The sequence below is a fragment of the Achromobacter sp. NCFB-sbj8-Ac1-l genome, assembly GCF_052695805.1.
Map to the genome: position 1 here is coordinate 2,257,929 of NZ_CP199812.1, position 20,777 is coordinate 2,278,705.

General features: G+C 69.1%; 20 protein-coding genes. 12 read left to right on the forward strand and 8 right to left on the reverse strand.

Annotation, left to right across the window (positions count from 1 at the left end):
• Positions 1 to 77 precede the first annotated feature (77 nt).
• Positions 78 to 704, reverse strand: coding sequence for a LysE family translocator (locus ACUDP5_RS10385; protein ID WP_263911699.1), 627 nt, complete (start codon positions 702 to 704; stop codon positions 78 to 80).
• A gap of 158 nt (positions 705 to 862) precedes the next feature.
• On the opposite strand from ACUDP5_RS10385, the gene gorA reads away from it, so the two are divergent.
• Complete coding sequence (gene gorA, locus ACUDP5_RS10390) at positions 863 to 2,221, forward strand: glutathione-disulfide reductase (protein ID WP_263911701.1); 1,359 nt, start codon at positions 863 to 865, stop codon at positions 2,219 to 2,221.
• A 25-nt stretch (positions 2,222 to 2,246) separates the two neighbouring features.
• Here the strand turns inward: gorA and ACUDP5_RS10395 are convergent, their stop codons facing one another.
• Positions 2,247 to 3,074, reverse strand: a complete 828-nt coding sequence (locus ACUDP5_RS10395) for a DUF72 domain-containing protein (protein ID WP_263911703.1) — start codon at positions 3,072 to 3,074, stop codon at positions 2,247 to 2,249.
• A gap of 245 nt (positions 3,075 to 3,319) precedes the next feature.
• Here ACUDP5_RS10395 and ACUDP5_RS10400 point away from each other — a divergent pair, with 245 nt between their 5' ends.
• Positions 3,320 to 3,952 (forward strand): LysE family translocator, encoded by a 633-nt coding sequence (locus tag ACUDP5_RS10400; RefSeq protein WP_263911705.1) that lies wholly within the window; start codon positions 3,320 to 3,322, stop codon positions 3,950 to 3,952.
• The gene (locus ACUDP5_RS10405; RefSeq protein ID WP_445658694.1) at positions 3,952 to 4,590 is read left to right on the forward strand and encodes a LysE family translocator; all 639 of its coding nucleotides are present in this window, start codon (positions 3,952 to 3,954) and stop codon (positions 4,588 to 4,590) included. Before ACUDP5_RS10400 ends, ACUDP5_RS10405 begins: the two co-directional genes overlap by 1 nt.
• A gap of 162 nt (positions 4,591 to 4,752) precedes the next feature.
• On the opposite strand, the gene pdxR is transcribed toward ACUDP5_RS10405, so the two are convergent.
• A complete protein-coding gene (gene pdxR, locus ACUDP5_RS10410) occupies positions 4,753 to 6,258 on the reverse strand; it encodes a MocR-like pyridoxine biosynthesis transcription factor PdxR (protein ID WP_445658695.1) in 1,506 nt (501 codons plus the stop codon).
• Positions 6,259 to 6,371: 113 nt separating this feature from the next.
• Between pdxR and ACUDP5_RS10415 the strand changes: the two genes are divergently transcribed.
• Positions 6,372 to 7,106: a GNAT family N-acetyltransferase gene (locus ACUDP5_RS10415; RefSeq protein WP_445658696.1), complete on the forward strand. Its 735-nt coding sequence runs from the start codon at positions 6,372 to 6,374 to the stop codon at positions 7,104 to 7,106.
• Complete coding sequence (locus ACUDP5_RS10420) at positions 7,097 to 7,999, forward strand: DMT family transporter (RefSeq protein ID WP_445658697.1); 903 nt, start codon at positions 7,097 to 7,099, stop codon at positions 7,997 to 7,999. Before ACUDP5_RS10415 ends, ACUDP5_RS10420 begins: the two co-directional genes overlap by 10 nt.
• Positions 8,000 to 8,012: 13 nt before the next feature.
• Here the strand turns inward: ACUDP5_RS10420 and ACUDP5_RS10425 are convergent, their stop codons facing one another.
• The 4 genes from ACUDP5_RS10425 to ACUDP5_RS10440 all read right to left on the reverse strand — a co-directional run bounded on the left by ACUDP5_RS10425 (position 8,013) and on the right by ACUDP5_RS10440 (position 11,473).
• A complete protein-coding gene (locus ACUDP5_RS10425) occupies positions 8,013 to 8,942 on the reverse strand; it encodes a DMT family transporter (RefSeq protein WP_263911711.1) in 930 nt (309 codons plus the stop codon).
• A gap of 13 nt (positions 8,943 to 8,955) precedes the next feature.
• A complete protein-coding gene (locus ACUDP5_RS10430) occupies positions 8,956 to 9,291 on the reverse strand; it encodes a thioredoxin family protein (RefSeq protein ID WP_175192475.1) in 336 nt (111 codons plus the stop codon).
• Between the two features lie 29 nt (positions 9,292 to 9,320).
• Positions 9,321 to 10,607, reverse strand: a complete 1,287-nt coding sequence (locus ACUDP5_RS10435; protein ID WP_445658698.1) for a Zn-dependent hydrolase — start codon at positions 10,605 to 10,607, stop codon at positions 9,321 to 9,323.
• Between the two features lie 74 nt (positions 10,608 to 10,681).
• Entirely contained in the window at positions 10,682 to 11,473 is a 792-nt protein-coding gene (locus ACUDP5_RS10440) for an enoyl-CoA hydratase/isomerase family protein (RefSeq protein ID WP_263911716.1), read from the reverse strand.
• Between the two features lie 140 nt (positions 11,474 to 11,613).
• Here ACUDP5_RS10440 and ACUDP5_RS10445 point away from each other — a divergent pair, with 140 nt between their 5' ends.
• Positions 11,614 to 12,522: an SDR family oxidoreductase gene (locus tag ACUDP5_RS10445; protein WP_263911717.1), complete on the forward strand. Its 909-nt coding sequence runs from the start codon at positions 11,614 to 11,616 to the stop codon at positions 12,520 to 12,522.
• Here ACUDP5_RS10445 and ACUDP5_RS10450 read toward each other — a convergent pair.
• A complete protein-coding gene (locus ACUDP5_RS10450) occupies positions 12,486 to 13,211 on the reverse strand; it encodes a TetR/AcrR family transcriptional regulator (protein WP_263911719.1) in 726 nt (241 codons plus the stop codon). The genes ACUDP5_RS10445 and ACUDP5_RS10450 overlap by 37 nt on opposite strands.
• Positions 13,212 to 13,306: 95 nt before the next feature.
• Here ACUDP5_RS10450 and ACUDP5_RS10455 point away from each other — a divergent pair, with 95 nt between their 5' ends.
• The 6 genes from ACUDP5_RS10455 (at position 13,307) to ACUDP5_RS10480 (ending at position 20,753) form a co-directional block, all read left to right on the forward strand.
• Positions 13,307 to 14,929: an AMP-binding protein gene (locus ACUDP5_RS10455; RefSeq protein ID WP_445658699.1), complete on the forward strand. Its 1,623-nt coding sequence runs from the start codon at positions 13,307 to 13,309 to the stop codon at positions 14,927 to 14,929.
• Between the two features lie 142 nt (positions 14,930 to 15,071).
• Positions 15,072 to 16,928, forward strand: a complete 1,857-nt coding sequence (locus ACUDP5_RS10460; protein WP_263911722.1) for a phosphoenolpyruvate carboxykinase (GTP) — start codon at positions 15,072 to 15,074, stop codon at positions 16,926 to 16,928.
• Between the two features lie 149 nt (positions 16,929 to 17,077).
• Complete coding sequence (locus ACUDP5_RS10465) at positions 17,078 to 17,707, forward strand: class I SAM-dependent DNA methyltransferase (RefSeq protein WP_445658700.1); 630 nt, start codon at positions 17,078 to 17,080, stop codon at positions 17,705 to 17,707.
• A 409-nt stretch (positions 17,708 to 18,116) separates the two neighbouring features.
• Positions 18,117 to 18,905 (forward strand): SDR family oxidoreductase, encoded by a 789-nt coding sequence (locus ACUDP5_RS10470; RefSeq protein ID WP_263911726.1) that lies wholly within the window; start codon positions 18,117 to 18,119, stop codon positions 18,903 to 18,905.
• Between the two features lie 97 nt (positions 18,906 to 19,002).
• The gene (locus ACUDP5_RS10475; RefSeq protein ID WP_445658701.1) at positions 19,003 to 20,244 is read left to right on the forward strand and encodes a styrene monooxygenase/indole monooxygenase family protein; all 1,242 of its coding nucleotides are present in this window, start codon (positions 19,003 to 19,005) and stop codon (positions 20,242 to 20,244) included.
• Positions 20,244 to 20,753, forward strand: a complete 510-nt coding sequence (locus ACUDP5_RS10480; protein ID WP_445658702.1) for a flavin reductase family protein — start codon at positions 20,244 to 20,246, stop codon at positions 20,751 to 20,753. The genes ACUDP5_RS10475 and ACUDP5_RS10480 overlap by 1 nt, the downstream gene beginning before the upstream one ends.
• The last annotated feature ends 24 nt before the right edge of the window (positions 20,754 to 20,777 follow it).

The window sequence follows — 20,777 nt, forward strand, 5'->3', positions numbered from 1 at the left end:
GAGCGGCGTGGCCCCAGGGCGGCCTTGTGGGCAGGCGGCGGCGCCATGGACGCCGACCGCCGGGCCTGTCAGGGGGGCTATGCGGCGCGGCGCGCCAGCAAGGCCCAGATGCCCGCGACCGACAACAGCGCGCCGCCGCCCAGGTTGAAGCCGCGCTGCGCCCGCGGCGAAGCCAGCAGGCGGCGCGCCGAGTCCGCGAACAGCGCGTACACGGTGGCGTTGATGCCGGCGCAGACCACGAAGGTGGCCGACAGCGTCCACAACTGGCGCGTCACGTCGCCGGTCGGGTTGATGAACTGGGGCAGGAAGGCCACGAAGAAGATGATGCCCTTGGGGTTCAGCGCCGTCACCAGGTAGGTGTTGGCGAACAGCTTCCAGCGCGAACCGGCGGCGCCGGCCTGCGGCAGCGTGGCGGGGGCCACGCCGGCCCGCAGCAGCTTGAAGCCCAGGTACAGCAGGTACAGGCCGCCGACGGTCTTGACCACGGTGAACCAGAACGCCGATGCCGACAGCAGGGCGCCCACGCCCAGCAGCGACAGCGCCAGCGCGGTGGAATCCCCCAGCGCCACGGCCAGCACCAGCGGCAGGCGGGCGCGCTTGCCATGGGTGATCGAATAGCTGATGACGGTCAGGATGGTGGGGCCGGGCAGCATCACCAGCAGGGCGGACGCGCCCAGGAAGGCGAGCCAGGTTTCGAGCGACATGGGTCTTGCTCCAGAGTAGGGGGGCGGCGGCGTCGCCCCTGGCGGCCAATGTATCCCAAGGTGCAGGGCTTTGGGCGCGTCTGGGGGGAGCGTGGTGCAAAATACAGGTTTCCCGGACAGTGAACGCGGCCCCGCAAGGCGGCAGCGAAGGAAATTCCATGGCATTCGATTTTGATCTGTTTGTGATCGGCGCGGGCTCGGGCGGCGTGCGCGCGGCGCGGTTTGCGGCCGGTTTCGGCGCCCGCGTGGCCGTGGCCGAAAGCCGCTACCTGGGCGGCACCTGCGTCAACGTGGGTTGCGTGCCCAAGAAGCTCCTGGTCTACGGCGCCCACTACAGCGAAGACTTCGAACAGGCGCACGGCTTTGGCTGGACCGCCGGCCAGCCCCGCTTCGACTGGGCCACGCTGATCGCCAACAAGAACCGCGAGATCCAGCGTCTTAACGGCATTTACCGCAATTTGCTGGTCAATAGCGGCGTGACACTGCTGGAAGCCCACGCCCGCATCAAAGACCCGCACACGGTCGAGGTCGACGGCAAGTCGTACACCGCGGCCAACATCCTGGTGGCCACCGGCGGCTGGCCGCAGGTGCCGGACATTCCCGGCAAGGAACATGCCATCACCTCGAACGAGGCCTTTTTCCTGCCGGCGCTGCCCAAGCGCGTGCTGGTGGTGGGCGGCGGCTACATCGCGGTCGAATTCGCCTCTATTTTCAATGGCATGGGCGCACAGACCACCCAGGTCTACCGCGGCCCGCTGTTCCTGCGCGGCTTTGACGGCGCGGTGCGCGAACACCTGCGCGACGAGCTCACCAAGAAGGGCATCGACCTGCGCTTCAATGCCGACGTCGCGCGCATCGACAAGCGCGCCGACGGCGTGCTGGCCGCCACGCTGAAGGACGGCTCGGTCATCGAGACCGACTGCGTGTTCTACGCCACCGGGCGCCGCCCGATGCTGGACAACCTGGGCCTGGAAAACACCGGCGTCAAGTTCGACGACAAGGGCTTCATCGCCGTCGACGACGAATACCGCACGGCCGAACCGTCGATCCTGGCGCTGGGCGACGTCATCGGCCGGGTGCCGCTGACGCCGGTGGCGCTGGCCGAGGGCATGGCGGTGGCGCGACGCCTGTTCCGCCCCGAGGAATACCGCAAGGTGGACTACAAGCTGATTCCCACCGCCGTGTTCAGCCTGCCCAATATCGGCACGGTGGGCATGACCACCGAAGAGGCGCGCGAGGCCGGCCACGAGATCAAGCTGTTCGAAAGCCGCTTTCGCCCGATGAAGCTCACGCTGACCGAGTCCCAGGAAAAGACGTTGATGAAGCTGATCGTCGACGCCAGGACCGACCGGGTGCTGGGCGTGCACATGGTGGGGCCGGACGCCGGCGAGATCGTGCAAGGCATCGCCATCGCCCTGAAGGCGGGCGCGACCAAGCAGGTCTTCGACGAGACGATCGGCATCCACCCGACGGCGGCCGAAGAGTTCGTGACACTGCGTACGCCAGTGGCGAACTAGCGGGGCGGGCCAGGCGCCCGCCGCGTTACAAGCGTTCGATCATGGCGCGCGCCGCGGCCGGCGCGCGCTCTTTGGCGCCGTTGATGAAAAATGCATACACCTCCTGTGGCTTGGCGCCGCCCGCCGCCTTGTGCGCGGCGATGCGCGGCAGGTCGGACGGGTCCGCACCGCGTGCCCAGGTGCGCAGCCGTTCGGCCCAGGCGTCCAGCACCTTGGGCGCGTAGCCGGCCTTGAAGGCGGTGCTGGCGCGCATCAGCCGGGCATACACGAAGGCGCCGGTGCGGTCGGCCAGCGACGGGTAGTCTTCACTGTCGGTGTAGACGGTGGCGGCGCCATGGCGGCGGGCCAGGTCCAGGTATTGCTCGCAGGCAAAACTGGGATGGCGCACGTCCAGCACATGGCGCAGCGGCAGGCCGTCGACCGTGTCGGGCAGCAGCGCCAGGAAGGCGCCGAAATCGTCCGGGTTGAACACCTTGGTGGGCGCGAACTGCCACACGATGGGCCCCAGCTTCGGGCCCAGTTCGGCGATCCCGCCGTGCACGAAGCGGTGCACGGATTCCCCGGCGCCGGCCAGCTCGCGGCGGTTGGTGGCGTAGCGCGAGGCCTTGAGCGAAAACACGAAACCGTCGGGCGTCTCGTCGCGCCATTTGGCGAAGGTGGCCGGCTTCTGGCTGCTGTAGTAGGTGCCGTTGATTTCGATGGCGGTGAGCTGGCGGCTGGCGTATTCGAGCTCGCGGGCGTGGGGCAGGCCTTCGGGGTAGAAGGTGCCGCGCCACGGGGCGTAAGTCCAGCCGCCGATGCCGATACGGATGGCGGCAGGCTTGTGCGCGGCGGGCGATTTGCGCAGGGGCATGGGCGGGGTCCTTTCCGGGATTGCGGAGCACCCCACCCACTCTATCCCTGTCCGGCCGCGCGTCCCATCCGTCCACATTTAAAAAGCGCGGATTGTCGGCGAGGGTTCAGCCGGGGTGTTGCCTGGATGCCGCGTCTGGCGCGTGCCGCGGCACGGGCGCATCGAAAAAACACGCTGTTCCGATACAGATTTCAGATAACGTGCAGCGCATCCCTTCACTGCCGTCCGGCGCGCGCCGGCTCATCATGCCTGACATTGCCAATCTCCTGACGTTCGCCCTGGTCGCCCTGGGCATGGTGCTCACGCCCGGGCCCAACATGATCTATCTGGTGTCGCGTTCGATTTCGCAGGGCCCCAAGGCCGGGCTGATTTCGCTGGGCGGCGTGGCGGTGGGGTTCGTGTTCTATGTGCTGTGCGCCGCGTTCGGCATCACGGTGCTGCTGATGGCGGTGCCGTATGCCTACGATGCGCTGCGTTTCGGCGGCGCGCTGTATCTGCTGTACCTGGCCTGGCAGGCGGTGCGGCCGGGCGGACGCTCGCCGTTCCAGGTGCGCGAACTGCCGCCCAGCAGCGCGCGCACACTGTTCTCGATGGGGCTGGTGACCAACCTGCTCAATCCCAAGGTCGCGGTGATGTATGTGTCGCTGCTGCCGCAGTTCATCCAGCCCGACCACGGCAGCGTGTTCACGCAGTCGATCGCGCTGGGCATGACGCAGGTGGCGGTCAGCCTGTCGGTGAATGCGGTCATCGCGATCATGGCGGGGTCGATTGCCGGCTTCCTGGCCGGGCGCCCGCTGTGGATGGTGGTGCAGCGCTGGCTTATGGGCACGGTCCTGGCCGGCCTGGCGCTGCGCATGGCGCTGGATTCTCGCCGCTGATGGACGCCGCCCATTCGTATCTGCCCGGCATGCTGCTGGCGTATTCCGCGTTCGTGCTGGCGACCGTCAGCCCCGGACCGGCGGTGCTGGCCACGCTGGGCACCGCGATGAGCGCGGGACGCCGCGCGGGCGTGATGCTCGGGCTGGGCGTGGCAATGGGCTCGTGCAGCCTGGGCGTGCTGACGGCACTGGGCCTGTCGGTGGTGCTGGCGTCGTATGCCGGGGCGCTGGTGGCCATCAAGATTGCCGGCGGCCTGTACTTGCTGTGGTTGGCGGTGAAGTCGCTGCGCTCGGCCGCCAGGCGGCACGTGCTGCCGGCGATGACGGACGGGGCACGGCCGGGCGCGTTGGCGTATTTTGCGCGCGGCTGGGCGGTGCAGATCAGCAATCCCAAGGCCATCCTGGCCTGGATCGCCATCATCTCGCTGGGCTTGAAACCCGGCGCGCCGCACTGGGTGGCCCCGGCCATCGTCGTGGCGTGCACGCTGACCGGCATGGCGTTCTACAGCCTGTGCGCGGTGGTGTTTTCCAGTCCCGCCATGGCGCGCGGCTACGCCCGCGCGCGGCGCGTCATCGATGGCGTGCTGGGGGTGTTCTTTGCGGCGGCGGCGGTCAGGCTGCTGACCAGCAAGACCTGAACCCCGGCCTGCGCAGGGGCTGCTGCGGCCGCCATACCGGCTGCCGCAGCACCGGCTGCCGCAGCACCGGCTGCCGCAGCGTCGGCTGCCGCAGCATCGGCTGCCGCAGCATCGGCTGCCGCAGCATCGGCTGCCGCAGCATCGGCTGCCGCTGTTCTGGCATCACTTGCGCGCTGCCCTCGCCAGCTTGCCCAACTGCTTGACCAGCCCCGGAAAACGATCGGCGCTGGTGTTGCCGTAGCCGATCACCAGGCCGTTGTCCTGCGGCTGCGGCGTGATGGCGAAGGTCGACAGCGCGTTGGGGTTCATGCCCAGCTTGCGGGCCTGCTCGACGATGGCGCGGTCCGACAGGTCTGGCGGCAGGCGCACGGTCAGGTGCAGGCCGCTGTGGCCGCCCAGCACCTCGTGGTCCACCCCCAGGTGTTCGGCGAGCGCGTCGCGCAGCGCGGCCTGGCGGTCGCGGTACAGCCGCCGCATGCGGCCCAGGTGGCGCGAAAACTGGCCGTTTTCGATGAAGGCGGCCATGGTCAGCTGTTCCAGCCGGTGGCCGCCGCGCAGCATTTCGATGATGGACGGCATGGCCGGGCCGGCAATGGCCTGCGGCAGCACCAGGAAGCCCAGCCGCAAGGCGGGGAACATGGTCTTGCTGAAGGTGCCCACGTACAGCACGGGCGCGTCGGGCAGCAGGCCCTGCATGGCGGCGATGGGTTCGCCCTGGTGGCGGAATTCGCTGTCGTAGTCGTCTTCGATGATCCAGGCGCCGGCCTGGCGGGCGCGTTCCAGCAGGTCCAGCCGGCGCGCCAGCGACAGCACCGCGCCGGTCGGGTATTGGTGGGTGGGCGTGGTCTGGATCAGGCGCGGGGGCTGTGTGTCCCAGGCGTCGTCGGGGGTGGCGATGCCATCGGTGTCCACCCGCATGGCGACCACGTTCAGGTCGCCTGCGTGGAAGGCGGCCTTGGCGCCGCGGTAACCGGGCTCTTCGAGCCAGGCGGTGTCGCCCGGGTTGGTCAACAGCTGCACGCACAGGGCCAGCGCGCCTTGCGCGCCCTCGGTGATGACGATGCGGTCGGCGTCGCAGCGCACCCCGCGCGACACGCGCAGGTATTGGGCGATGGCCTCGCGCAGCGCCGGTTCGCCCACGGGCGGGCCGTAGCCCAGCGTGGCGGCGGGGGCGGCCTGCAGGGCGCGATCCTGCGCGCGGCGCCAGGCATTGATGGGAAACTGCGTCAGCGCCGGCGTGCCGGGGGTGAGCGGCAGCGCGCCGTCGTTGGGCGCGCGGGTGGCGACGATGCGCGACAGCCGCTGGGCGGTGCGAAAGGCGGGCGCCGGGGGCGCCGCGGCCTGCTTGGCGGCGCTGGCCGCCGCGGCCGACAGGGGCGCCACCCGGGTGCCCTGGCGGTCGGCAATGACGTAGCCTTCGGCCGTCAATTGCTCGTAGGCGATCAGCACGGTATTGCGCGAAATGGCAAGCTCGTCGGCCAGCACGCGCGAGGCGGGCAGTTTGCCGCCGGCCGGCAACTGGCCTGCCAGGATGGCCTGCTTCAGGCGCTGGATCAGCTGGCGCTGGCGCGGCAGCGCGCCGGGCCCGCGCGCCAGGGGGCTGGACAACAAACCGGCACCGTCTATCATGGCTCTATTAAATTCAGGGGTCGTGGTGCTTTTTATCATGCCACGATTTGGCTATCGTGAGGGCATGCCAGGGCCGCTTGCCACCATGCAGCGGCCCGGCTTGCGTCGCCACCGCCGGCGGCGTTTTCCAACCTGGATGAGGCTCAGCAAGCATGCAACCCCGCGTCAATGCTCACCAACAACCCGTCGGCCCCGACCTGACTGACTGGACGCCGCGCCCGCGCCCGCCGGTCACGCCCATCGAGGGCCGCTACTGCCGGCTGGAACCCTTGTCGGCCGAGCGCCACGCGGCCGATCTGTTCCAGGCCTTCAGCCAGGCGCCGGACGGCAGGGACTGGACGTACATGAGCGTCGGCCCCTTTGCCGATGCCGAGGCTTACCGCAAGTTTGCCGAACAGGCCCAGGCGCATGCCGCCAGTGACCCGATGCATCATGCCGTCATCGATCTGGCCACCGGCCGTGCCATCGGCTCGCTGTCGCTGATGCGCATCGATCCGGCCAATGGCGCCATCGAGGTCGGTTTCGTGGCGTTTTCGCCGTTGCTCAAGCGCACCCGCATTGCGACCGAGGCGCAGTTCCTGCTGATGCGGCGCGCCTTCGACGAGCTGGGTTATCGCCGCTATGAATGGAAGTGCGACAGCCTGAACGGCCCGTCGCGCGCCGCCGCCGCCCGCCTGGGCTTCCAGTTCGAGGGTATCTTCCGCCAGGCGACGGTGTACAAGGGCCGCAGCCGCGACACGGCCTGGTTCTCGATCATCGACAGCGAATGGCCGGCCTTGCGCGCCGCCTACGAACGCTGGCTCAGCCCGGACAACTTCGATGCCGAAGGCGGCCAGCGCCAAGGCCTGGCGGACCTGATTGCCCGGGAAAAGGCCGCGTGCGCCTGATCCCCGTGGCATTGGCCCTGTTCTGGGGCCTGAACTGGCCGGCGGTGAAGATCGTGCTGTCGATCTGCCCGCCGTTCACCCTGCGCCTGTTGGGTCTGGGCAGCGGGGCCTTGCTGCTGCTGGCGCTGGCGCGCGCCAAGCGGCTGCCCCTGCTGCCGCCCCGCGACGCGTGGTCAGGCATTGTGGTCGGGGGCATCCTGGCCGTGGCGGTGTTCAACCTGGCGGTGGCCTGGGCGCAGCTCAGCACCAGCACGTCGCGCGCCGCGGTGCTGACCTTCACCATGCCGATGATGTCGGCGCTGTTGGCCTGGGCCGTGCTGGGCGAACGCCTGGACCGCCGCCGCGGGCTGGCGTTGCTGCTGGGCGGGGCCGGGGTGGCGGTGCTGGCCTGGCCGGTGCTGCGCGCCGTTTTCGCAGAACATGACCTGGCCGCCGCGCGCGGCCTGGTGTTTCCGCTCACCGCCGCCTTCGGGTGGGCCGCCGGCACGGTCTACCTGAAGCGCTGGCCGGTGAGCGGCCACCGCATCGTCATCACGGCCTGGCAGTTGGCGGTGGGCGCGGCCTGCGCCTTGGCCGGCGTGCTGCTGGCCGGCGAGTCGTTTCCGCTCCAGGGTTGGGATGGCCGGGTGGCGGCCGCATTGACCTTTCATATCGTGCTGGGCACGGCGGTGGCCTATTGGCTGTGGTTCGTGCTGAGCGAACGGGTCAGCGCCACGGTCGCGGCCCTGACCACCCTGATGGTACCGGTGGTGGGGGTGCTGGGCGCGATGGCCTTGGTGGGCGATCGCCCGGCGCCGGCCGACTGGTGGGGCTTTGCGCTGGTGCTGGCGGGGGCCGCGCTGATCGTGCTGAACCTGGGCGCAAAGAAAAGCCCGGCGCGCGCGCCGGGCTAGACAGCGGCACGGCTCAGGCCCGCGGCGGGCGCCGCAATTTCTCGCGCAGCAAGCCCGCGCCGCTGACCAGCGAAATACCGGCCAGCACCATCACCGCGCCGATCACGAAGGCGCCGTCCAGCGGTTCGTCCAGGATCAGCACGCCGAACGACACGCCGAACAGCGGCGTCATGAACGACAGGATGGACAGGCGCGAAGCGAGATAGCGGCGCAGCAGCCAGAACCACGCCAGGTAGCTGGACAGCGCCACCACGACCGACTGGAACGCCACGCTGAGGATGGCCGCCTGCGTGGTGCGGATGCCGGCGTTGCCGGTGGCCGCGGCATAGCCCAGCAGCAGCACGGCGGCCGCCGCCATCTGGTAGAACAGGGTCTTGGACGGCGCGGCTTCCGACAGCGCGGTGCGGCGGATCGCCACCGTGGTGGCGCCCCACAGCAGCCCGGCCAGCAAGCCCAGCGCATCGCCCAGCAGCATGTCGCTGCCGCCGGCCTGCGGTTTGCCGTTACCCAGGAAGGCCACGGCGATGCCGCCAAAGGCCACCGCCACGCCCACCCATTGCAGGGGTGCCATGCGTTCTTCGGGCATGCGCCAGTGCAGGCCCAGCGCGGTGAAGATCGGCGCGGTGTACAGAAACACCGACATGTGCGAGGCCGTGGTGTAGACCAGCCCCTGCGCGACCGCCAGGAACTCCAGCCCGAACAGCAGGCCTACCAGCAGGCCGGCGCCCAGGGTGCCGTCGCGCAGCGCCCGCGCGCCTTCGGCGCGCCACACCACCACCGCCAGCACCAGCGCGGCGAAGGTCGAGCGCAGCCCGACCTGCATGATGGGCGAAATGTCGGCGGCCACCAGCTTGATGGCGATCTGCTGGAACCCCCAGCAGACGCACAGCAGCAGCATCACGCTGGTGGCCAGCGTGTCCAGCGGACGGCGCAAGGGCGTCATTGCGGGCCCCGGCTCAAGGCAGTTCGGCGGGGTAGCTGTCCAGCGCCAGGCCGATCTGCTGGCGCAGGTCCCATTCGGCCAGGGTGGCTTGCACCGGGCCGAAGAAGGCGCCGTCGCGCGTCACGAACATGGCGGGCAGGTGAAAGACCTCGTAGCGTTCGACCAGGCCGCCGTTTTCGCCGGCATCCACCCAGCACACGCGTTCGACCGGCAACTCCAGCTTGGGCAGCTGTTCGCGGGCGATGCGGCAGGTGCCGCAGGTGCGGCTGTGGAACACCAGCAGCGACAGCCCGGGGGCGTCCAGCAGGTAGCGGTCGGCGGTGCTGTCGTTCAGTTCTATCTGTTCCATGGGGTCCGTGGGGTCTGGTTGGCGCAAGCTTAGCGCGACAGGACTCGATCCAGTTCCCGCACCGTCTGGTACAGCACGCGCGTGCCGTCCAGCAGTTGCGCCGGTTCGATCCATTCTTCGGGGCAGTGGCTGCGGCCGTGCAGGCAGGGGATGAAGATCATGCCGATGGGGCCGGTGGGCGCCATGTAGACCGCGTCGTGGCCCGCGCCGCTGGGCAGGCGCATGCTGGCGTAGCCCAGCTGGTCGGCGGCGGCCTTGACGGCATCCATCACCAGCGGCGCGCAGTCGGTGGGCTGGGCGCGGCTGAGCTGGGTGAAGCCGGCGGTCAGGCGCAGCGCCTTCAGGTCGTCGGCCACCGAGGCCATCAGCGTTTCGGGAAACGCGTCCAGCACCGCATCGCTGTCGCTGCGCATTTCCAGCGTCAGTTCGACGCGGCCGGGCACGGCATTGGCGGCGTTGGGCGTCATGGCCAGCTTGCCTACCGTGGCCACCACGTAATGCGGATTGCCGCTGGCGGCACTGGCCTGGCGGCTGGCGGCGTCGATGAGGCGGGCCGCGCCCACCAGGGCATCGCGGCGGATGTCCATGGGGGTGGTGCCAGCGTGGTCGGGCTGGCCTTCGACCACGATCTGCACGCGGCGGATGCCGACGATGTTGGTGACCACGCCGATGGGCAGTTGGCGGCTTTCCAGCACGGGGCCTTGTTCGATGTGCAGTTCGACGAATGCCGCGGTGCCATGCGCGCCGCGCAAGGGGGCATTGAGCGCGGCCGGGTCGCCGCCGATGCGGGCGATGCCCTGGGCCAGCGTTTCGCCGTCGGGATTGCGGGCGGCCAGCATGTCGGCGCTGAGCTGGCCGCTGAGCGCGCGGCTGCCGACGCACGAAATGCCGTAGTCGCTGGGCTCTTCGGACAGGAAGTCGATGACCTCGAAGTCGTGCTCCAGTTCGATGCCTTGTTCTTGCAGGGTGTGGGCGACTTCGATGCCGGCCAGCACGCCGATGATGCCGTCGAAGCGGCCGCCGCTGGGCACGGTGTCGCAATGCGAGCCGGTGGCGATGGGCTTGCGGGCGGGGTTGCGGCCGGCGCGGGTGCCGATCAGGTTGCCGCCGGCATCCACGCGCGTCGTCAGGCCCGCGGCCTCGAATTCGGCGCGCAGCCACTGGCGCGCTTCCTGGAACAGCGGCGAGAACGCGCGGCGAGTCCAGGGCTGGTCGGGCAGGGTGAAGCGCGACAGCGCTTCGACGCGGGCCCACAGGCGGTCGGCGTTCAGCGGGGGGAAGACGGGGGCGGGCGAAGCAGAAGAGGAGGCGGGCATGACGTAAGGCTGGGGGTGTTGCGGGAAAGGCATCGGCGATTATGGCATGCAGTTCCCGCTCACCGCCCGCCGCGTCATCGCTGGCGCCAGGCCGGCTCGCGCTTTTCCAGGAATGCGCCGACGCCTTCGCGCGCTTCGTCCGAACGGCGCACGGCGGCAATGCGTTCGACCGAATCGGCGATCAGCGCGGCGTCCAGCGGCTGGCCGGCGAAGTCGCGCACCAGCCGCTTGCTGGCCTGCACCGCCTGGGGGCCGTTGTCGCACAGCGTGCGGCAGATCGCCTCGGCCTCGGTGTGCAGGCGGTCGGCCGGCACCACGCCGTGCAGCAAGCCCATGCGAAACGCGGCGGCGGCGTCGAAGCGTTCGGCGGTCAGGAAGTATCGGTTGGCCGCGCGTTCGCCCAGGGCGCGGATGACGTAGGGGCTGATGGTGGCGGGCAGCAGCCCCAGGCGGGTTTCCGACAGGCAGAAGTGGGCGTGGTCGGCGGCCACCGCGATGTCGCATGCTGCCACCAGCCCCAGGCCGCCCGCATACGCGTCGCCATTGACGGCGGCCACCACCGGCTTGGGGCAGGACCAGACCGCGCGCAGCATGTCGGCCAGGCGGGTGGCGTCGGCGCGGTTGTCGGCGTCGGCAAGCGTGGCCATCTTGCGCATCCAGTTCAGGTCGCCGCCCGCGCAGAAGGCCTTGCCCGCGCCGGTCAGCAGCACCACGCGCACCGCCGGGTCGGCGCCGGCCTGTTGCAGCGCCGTGGTCAGGGCCGCGATCAAGGTCTCGTCGAAGGCGTTGCGCACGTCGGGCCGATTCAGGGTCAGGCGGGCGACGGGGCCATCGAGCACGACCTCGAGCGGGGCGGGCTGGGGCATGCGGGTCTCCTGTTTATTGATTTGTGCTCAATTAATAACCTGAACTTCACAATTGAATCCATAGGGTGAAACGTGGATATACGGTGTGACGAGGGTAAATATTGAGTTATCCTCAATAAAATGGAACGATGGAGCGAGACATGAGCCATGCCCCCACCCGCGACGCCGCGGCGCGCTATGCGTCGGTGTTCCGGCCCGGCCTGTTCGATGGCCAGACCATCATGGTCACGGGCGGCGGCAGCGGCCTGGGCCGCTGCACCGCGCATGAATTGGCCGCGCTGGGCGCGGGCCTGGCGCTGGTGGGCCGCAAGCCTGAAAAGCTGGCAGCCGTGCGCGACGAGATCGTGGGCATCTACCCCGAGTCGGCCGGCCGCATCACGCTGCACGCCTGCGACATCCGCGGCGAAACCGGCGTGCGCGGCGTGGTGGCCGACGCCCTGGCCGCGCATGGCGCCATCGACGGCCTGTTCAACTGCGCGGGCGGCCAGTTTCCCGCAGCGCTGGAAGACATCAGCTTCAATGGCTGGAATGCGGTGGTACAGAACAACCTGCACGGCACTTTCCTGGTGGCGCGCGAGGTCTATGTGCAGCACATGCGCCAGCACGGCGGAGCCATCGTCAACATGCTGGCCGACATCTGGGGCGGCATGCCCGGCATGGGGCATTCGGGCGCGGCGCGCGCGGGCGTCTGGAACCTCACCGAAACGGCCGCCTGTGAATGGGCCCATGCCGGCGTGCGGGTGAATGCGGTGGCGCCCGGCTGGATCGCGTCCAGCGGCATGGACAGCTACGACGAGGACTATCGCGCCGTGCTGCGCGAGCTGAAGACCAAGGTGCCGCTGCAGCGCTTCGGCACCGAGGCCGAACTGGCGGCGGCGGTGGTGTTCCTGCTGTCGCCGGCCGCCGCTTTCATCAACGGCAGCGTCATCCGGGTGGATGGCGGCGTGCCCAATGCGCGCCATTCGTGGACGCTGCCGCCCGCGCAACGAAGCCAGGCCTACGACGGCTTTCCTCAGTATTTGCCGCCGTCCTTGTTTTCGGAAGATTGAAGCCGATGCAGGGCGTCTTGCACTTCGCCGCGAAACCGCGCCAGCGCCAGCGCGTCGCGCTGCGGCGGCTGCAGGGCCTGCCACAGGAAGTCGACCAGCTGGTCGGCGGTGGCGGCCACGTCGACCTTGGCATTGCGCAGGATGGCGTCCCAGAGCACGTGTTCCATCGGCCCGTACACGGCCGACCGCAACAGCCGCAGCGGCATGTCCTGGCGGATGTGGCCGTCGGCCTGGCCCTGCGCCAGGATGCGCATCAGCGGCGCGGTGTAGCGCCGTTGCAGGCCGGCGTAGACCTCGCCGAAGTCGTCGTTGCGGGCGCGGCCTTCGGACAGGATGAAGGCGCACAGCCCGGTGCCTTCGGCCAGCAGATGGCGCAGATGGGCATGCACCAGGTAATGCAGCTGGGCCCGCGGGCCTTGCACGTGCGGCAGCCTGTCTTCGACCTTGGCGATGATCTCGTCGTACCAGTCGCTGATGACGCGCACGCACAATTCGCGCTTGCCGCCAAAATAAGTGAACACCGTGCCTTCGGACACGCCCAGCCGCTGCGCGATTTCGGTGGTGGTGGCGGCCTGGAAGCCGGCTTCGGAAAACACCTGCCGCGCCACCCGCAGGATGTCCCGTATCCGTTGTTCGGACTTGGCGCTGGCCGGCAGGCGGCGCATCGGGACGGGAGCGGTTTTTTCCATGGGTGCGGTGGCGGGGCGAGGGGCCTTTGCAGTGGTCGACGGCCCCTATCATAACGACACGAACACAAGAATAACGACACGGAGACGAAATCATCATGCTGTCCAGAACCGACACCTACGCGCAATTGGCGGACACCTTCCAGTGGCGCATCCCCGCGGCCTACAACATCGGCGTGGACGCCTGCGACAAGTGGGCCGACGGCAGCGGCCGCCTGGCGCTCATCCATGAAAAGAACGACGGCACGCAGACGCGCTACAGCTTCGACCAGATCAAGGCGCGCTCGAACCAGCTGGCCAATGCGTTGCGGCGCCAGGGCGTGCGCCGCGGCGACCGCGTGGCCGTGTACCTGCCGCAGGCGCCCGAGACCGCGGTGACGCACATCGGCGTCTACAAGCTGGGCGCCGTGGCGGTGCCGCTTTTCACGCTGTTCGGCGTGGACGCCATCCAGTACCGGCTGGCCGACAGCGGCGCCACGGCGCTGGTGACCGACACCGAAGGCTGCCGTCGCCTGGCCGAGATCCGCGCCAGCCTGCCGGACCTGAAGGTCGTCTATTGCATCGACGGCGCGGGCGAGGGCGGGGCGCTGGCGTTCCATGCCGCGCTGGACGCCGAATCGGACGCGTTCGACCCCGTGGACACCGCGGCCGACGACCCCGCCGTCATCATCTACACGTCGGGCACCACCGGTAAACCCAAGGGCGCGCTGCATGCGCACCGCGTGCTGCTGGGGCACCTGCCGGGCGTGGAGATGTCGCACGAATTCTTCCCGGAGCACGCCGCGCTGATGTGGACGCCGGCCGACTGGGCCTGGATCGGCGGTCTGCTGGACGTTCTGCTGCCGGCCTGGCACCACGGCGTGCCGGTGCTGGCGCGGCGCTTCGAGAAATTCGATGGTGCGGCGGCCTTCGACCTGATGGCGCGCCATGGGGTCACGCATACCTTCCTGCCGCCGACCGCGCTGAAGATGATGCGCGGCATGGCCCAGCCGCCCGCGCCCGGCGCGCTGGCGCTGCGCTCGGTGGCCAGCGGCGGCGAATCGCTGGGCGCCGAGCTGATCGACTGGGGCCGGCGCGTGCTGGGCGTGACCATCAACGAGTTCTACGGCCAGACCGAGTGCAACATGCTGGTGTCGTCGTGCTCGTCGCTGTTCGAGCCGTGCATCGGCGCCATCGGCCGCGCGGCACCCGGCCATCGGGTCGCCATCGTGGATGACCAGGGGGTCGAAATGGCCGATGGCCAAGAGGGCAATATCGGCGTATTGCGGCCCGACCCCGTGATGTTCCTGGGCTACTGGAACAACCCCCGGGCCACCGCCGAAAAGTTCGCCGGCGATTATCTCCTGACCGGCGACCAGGGCGTGCGCGATGTGGACGGCTTCATCCGCTTCGTCGGCCGCAACGACGACGTGATCACCAGTGCGGGCTACCGCATCGGCCCGGGGCCCATCGAAGACTGCCTGCTCGGCCACCCCGCGGTGCGCATGGCGGCGGTGGTGGGCGTGCCCGACGCCGAGCGCACCGAGGTCGTGATGGCCTATGTCGTGCTGCACGACGGCGTCAACGGTGACGACACGCTCGTCAAGGCCCTGCAAGCCCACGTGCGCACCCGCCTGGCGGCCCACGAATACCCGCGCCGGATCCGCTTTGTAACGACTTTGCCAACGACGGCCACGGGCAAGATCATCCGCAGGGCGCTGCGCGACGGGCGCTACGAGTAGACCGTCTCAACCCGTGACAATCTCGTCCGTCTGGTCGGGTTGACGGGCGACCCGGCGCTGCAAGTATGATGGCGCAAACATGTATACGGCCCCATGCAAACGGGGCCGTATCGCCATCAGCCTTAGTATGGAGATAACCCTAATGAATAAGCCCTTGGACGGGGGCCTGGCGGCCTTGAACGTACCCGCATACGTCAAGCACCGCGGCCTGATCGACTGGGTCGCCAGCGTGGTGGCGCTGGCCAAGCCGGACCGCGTCGAGTGGTGCGATGGTTCGCAGCAAGAATACGACCGCCTGTGCGAACTCATGGTCCAGTCCGGCACGATGCGCCGGCTCAATCCCGCCAAGCGCCCCAATTCATTCCTGGCCTGTTCCGACCCGTCCGACGTGGCGCGTGTCGAAGACCGCACCTTCATCTGTTCGGACCGCGCCGAAGACGCCGGCCCCACCAACAACTGGGCCGATCCCGCCGAAATGCGCGACACCCTCAATGGCCTGTTCGACGGCGCCATGCGCGGGCGCACGCTGTACGTGGTGCCGTTCTCGATGGGCCCGCTGGGCTCCGACATCGCCCACATCGGCGTCGAACTGTCCGACAGCCCCTACGTGGCCGTCAACATGCGCATCATGACGCGCATGGGCAAGCAGGTATACGACGTGCTGGGCGCCGACGGCGAATTCGTGCCGTGCGTGCACTCGGTCGGCAAGCCCCTGGCCGCCGGCGAGGCCGACGTGGCCTGGCCCTGCAACCCCACCAAGTACATCGTCCACTTCCCCAAGACCCGCGAAATCTGGAGCTTCGGCTCGGGCTACGGCGGCAATGCGCTGCTGGGCAAGAAATGCTTCGCGCTGCGCATCGCGTCCACCATGGGACGCGACCAGGGCTGGCTGGCCGAACACATGCTGATCCTGGGCGTCACCTCGCCCAAGGGCCGTAAATACCACGTGGCCGCCGCGTTTCCGTCGGCCTGCGGCAAGACCAACTTCGCCATGCTGATCCCGCCGCAAGGCATGGACGGCTGGAAGGTCACCACCATCGGCGACGACATCGCCTGGATCAAGCCCGGCGCCGACGGCCGCCTGCACGCCATCAACCCCGAGGCCGGCTATTTCGGCGTGGCCCCGGGCACCAGCGAGCAGACCAACTTCAACGCCATGGCCACGCTCAAGGCCAACGTCATCTTCACCAACGTCGCCCTGACCGACGATGGCGACGTCTGGTGGGAAGGCATGACCGACACCCCGCCCGCGCACCTGATCGACTGGCAAGGGCAGGACTGGACCCCGGCCATCGCCCGCGAAACCGGCCGCAAGGCCGCGCACCCCAACGCCCGCTTCACCGCGCCGGCCGCGCAGTGCCCGTCCATCGACCCCGAATGGGAAAACCCCCAGGGCGTGGTCATCGACGCCTTCATCTTCGGCGGCCGCCGCTCGACCACCGTGCCGCTGGTCACCGAAGCGCGCAACTGGGTCGAAGGCGTCTACATGGCCGCCACCATGGGCTCGGAAACCACCGCCGCCGCCGTCGGCCAGCAGGGCGTGGTGCGCCGCGATCCCTTCGCCATGCTGCCGTTCTGCGGCTACAACATGAGCGACTACTTCAACCACTGGCTCAAGCTGGGCAAGCAGCTCGAAGCCGCCGGCGCCACCTTGCCGCGCATCTACTGCGTCAACTGGTTCCGCAAGGGCCCCGACGGCAAGTTCGTCTGGCCCGGCTTCGGCGAAAACATGCGCGTGCTGCGCTGGATGCTCGGCCGCATCGACGGCCAGGCCGGCGGCGTCGACCAGGTCTTCGGCGTGTCCCCCAGCTACAAGGACATCGACTGGACCGGCCTGGAATTCAGCCCCGACAAGTTCGACCAGGTCATGTCCGTCGACGCCACCGCCTGGCGCGACGAACTGGCCCTGCACGACGAACTGTTCGGCCAGCTGGCCCAGGGCCTGCCCGACGACCTGCCGGCCACCAAGGTCAAGATCGAAGGCCGCCTGGCCGCCTGACGGCGGTCACGCGCCAGCAGTCAACGCCGCGCACGGCAACGTGCGCGGCGTTTTTTCGAGCGGACCCGGGTCAACGTCATGTCGCCTTCGTCCCGGCGCCATCGTCTGCCATGTCGTGCACGCCCTCCGAACTACGGCACAATCCCCTTATGAAACTCGACGCCGAAGACCTCGCCAAGATCACCTCGCTGACCCTGGCCCACTACGAAGAAAGCGCCCAGTCCTTCGAGGCCGGCACCCGCGACCACGACGTCAGCCAGAACATCGCCGCCTTGCTGCGCCACATCGAAGGCCAGGCGCCCCTGGACATCCTGGACCTGGGCTGCGGCCCCGGCCGCGACCTGAAAACCTTTGCCGCCCTTGGCCACCACCCCGTCGGCCTGGACGGCACCCCCAGCTTCGTCGACATGGCCCGCCACGCCAGCGGCTGCGACGTCTGGCACCAGGACTTCCTGCACCTGTCCCTGCCACCGGCCCGCTTCGACGGCATCTTCGCCAACGCCGTCCTGTTCCACATCCCCACCCAGGAACTCCCCCGCGTCCTCAAAGACCTGCACGCCACCCTCAAACCCCGAGGCATCCTCTTCAGCTCCAACCCCCGCGGCGGCAACCAGGAAGGCTGGAACCGCGGCCGCTACGGCGCCTACCACGACCTGGACACCTGGCGCACCCTGCTGCAAGCCGCCGGCTTTGAGGAACTGGAACACTACTACCGCCCCGAAGGCCTCCCCCGAGACCAACAACCCTGGCTAGCCAGCGTCTGGCGCCGCGTGGGCTAATACGCCGCCCCACATTCAACACCTCAAATGCCGATCGTGGCCGCCCGCGCGGCCGCGATTCGGCGACCCCGCAAATCCCATCCCCTGACCACAGGTCCAGCACCGCACCCCCCCGGCACAACGAAGCCCCCGTCTCCGCAAGCCCCATCTCACCAACACAATCCAATAAATCACCTAAGAGTTTTAAAGAAGCACAAAAGTAGTACTACGAATCCACACTCCATCGCACCCCTCACTCCCAGCCAAATCCGGATACCCACCGCACCCCCCGGACAATCCCCCCCAAAAACCTCAACTCCCCCCCATTCCCCCGCACCCCCCGGATACCCAACGCCAGATCCGGATAACGCCCCTCGCCACAACCCAGCCACCATCCGCCTCGTCATCCCGCCCCACACGAGGTACCTCCATGAAAGGTCTGGCTCACAAAACCGCCATCGTCACCGGCGGCGCCACGCTCATCGGCGCCGGCGTCGTTGCCGCCTTGCGCGCCTACGGCGTACGCGTTGCCGTTTTCGACATCGACACTGCCGGCGGCCAACGCCTGGCCGCCACCGACCCCGACGGCATCCGCTACTGGCCCGTCGACATCACCGACGACGCCCAGCTTGCCCGCGGCGTTGCCGATGCCGCCGCCCACTTCGGCCGCATCGACTTCCTTGTCAACCTGGCGGCCACCTACCTCGACGACGGCGCCGCCTCCGGCCGCGCCGACTGGCTGCGCGCCCTGGACATCAACGTCGTCAGCGCCGTCATGGCCGCGCGCGCCGTCCACCCGCATCTCGTCGCCGCAGGCGGGGGCGCCATCGTCAACTTCACCAGCATCTCGTCGCGCGTCGCCCAGACCGGCCGCTGGCTCTATCCCGTCTCCAAGGCCGCCATGCTGCAAGTCACCCGCAGCCTCGCCATGGACTATGCCGCCGACCGCATCCGCGTGAACTCCGTGTCGCCCGGCTGGACCTGGTCTCGCGTCATGGACGAAATCACCGGCGGCGACCGCGCCAAGACCGATCGCGTGGCCGCTGACTATCACCTTCTGGGCCGCGTCGGCGACCCCGCCGAAGTCGCCGAGGTCGTGGCCTTTCTGCTGTCGGACCACGCCAGCGTCGTCACCGGCGCCGACTACGCCGCCGACGGCGGCTATTCCGCCATGGGCCCCGAACAGGCCCGCCCCGCCATCCCGCGCCTGGCCGAATAGGGCGCGTCCGACCCCCATCCCGCGCCGGGCCGATCCGGCGCACCCCATGCAACGGTCCGCCACCGCGGCGGTCCGCAGCCAAACAGGAGAACACCCCATGCGTCGAATCGCCATCGTCGGAGGAGGGCAGGCCGGTCTGCCCCTGGCCCTGGGCCTGCTGGACAAAGGCTACGAGGTCACCGTGGTCACCAATCGCGAACCGGACCACATCCGCCAGGGCAAGGTCATGTCCAGCCAATGCATGTTCGATGCCTCGCTTCAGGTCGAGCGTGACCTGGGCCTGAACCAATGGGAGGCCCAGTGCCCGCCCGTGCAAGGCATTGGCCTGGCCGTGCCGCACCCCGAACGCCCCGGCCATAAACTGATCGACTGGGCCGCGCGCCTGGACCGGCCGGCACAGGCGGTGGACCAGCGCATCAAGATGCCCGCCTGGATGGAATTGTTCGCGGCCCGCGGCGGCCGCCTGCTGATCCAGGACGGCGGCGTGGCCGAGCTGGAAATCCTGGCCGCCTCGCACGACCTGGTGCTGCTGGCCGCCGGCAAGGGCGACGTCGTCAAATTGTTCGAGTGCGATGTCGTCCGCTCGCGCTTTGACACGCCGCAGCGCGCCCTGGCGCTGACCTATGTGTTCGGCATGACGCCGGCGCCGGCATTCTCGCGCGTGGCCTTCAACCTGATCCCCGGCGTGGGCGAATACTTCGTGTTCCCTGCGCTGACCACCGGCGGCCCCTGCGAAATCATGGTGTTCGAAGGCGTCCCCGGCGGCCCCATGGATTGCTGGCGCGACATCAAGACGCCGCAGGAACACCTGCTGCAAAGCCTGAACATCCTGCACACCTTCCTGCCCTGGGAGGCCGAACGCTGCGGGTCGGTGGAACTGACCGACGCCAACGGCATCCTGGCCGGCAGCTTCGCGCCCACGGTGCGCAAGCCGGTGATGACGCTGCCGTCGGGCCGGCTGGTGTTCGGGCTGGGCGATGCCGTGGTCACCAACGACCCGATCACGGGCCAGGGCTCGAACAACGCCACCAAGGCCTGCGCCGTCTACCTGGACGCCATCCTGGCGCACGGCGACGGCGAATTCACGGCGCAGTGGATGCAGCAGACCTTCGAGCGCTTCTGGGACTACGCCAGCGCGGTGGTCGACTGGACCAACTCGATGCTGCTGCCCCCGCCGCCGCATCTGTTGCAGCTGCTGCAGGCCGCCGGGGACGCGCCCGACCTGGCCCACGCCGTGGCCAATGGCTTCAATCATCCGCCCAGCTTCTTTCCGTGGTGGAGCGATCCGGTGGCGTGCGAGGCCTTCATTGCCGCCAAGTCATCGCGGGCGGCGGCGTGATGGCGGCCCTGGACTGGGGCAGCACCGACCTGCACCCCAAGGTCCTGCGCGGCGTGCTGGGCAGCTACCCGACCGGCGTGGCCATCGTGGCCACGCGCTGTCTGGACGGCCGCAAGGTCGGGCTGACCATCAATTCGTTCGCGTCCCTGTCGCTGGATCCGCCGCTGGTGCTGTGGAGCCTGGTGAACCGCTCGCCCAACCTGGCGGCGTTTCGTGATTGCCGCCACTTCACCATCAGCGTGCTGGCCTGCGGCCAGGAAGCGCTGGCGCGGCGCTTTGCCGACCCGGCGGTGCCCGACAAGTTCGACGGCACCGCGCTGCACGAAGTGCCCGAGGGCGTGCCCGCCATCGTCGGCGCGGTGGCCACGCTGGTCTGCGCCAACGACCAGCAGAGCCCGGCGGGCGACCACCTGCTGCTGTTCGGCCGGGTGCTGCGCGTGGCCAGCGTGGTCGCCACGCCGCTGGTGTTCCACGCGGGCCGGTTCACCGAATTGCTGCAACCGAATTGACGCGCGCCGCCACGTCCACGAACC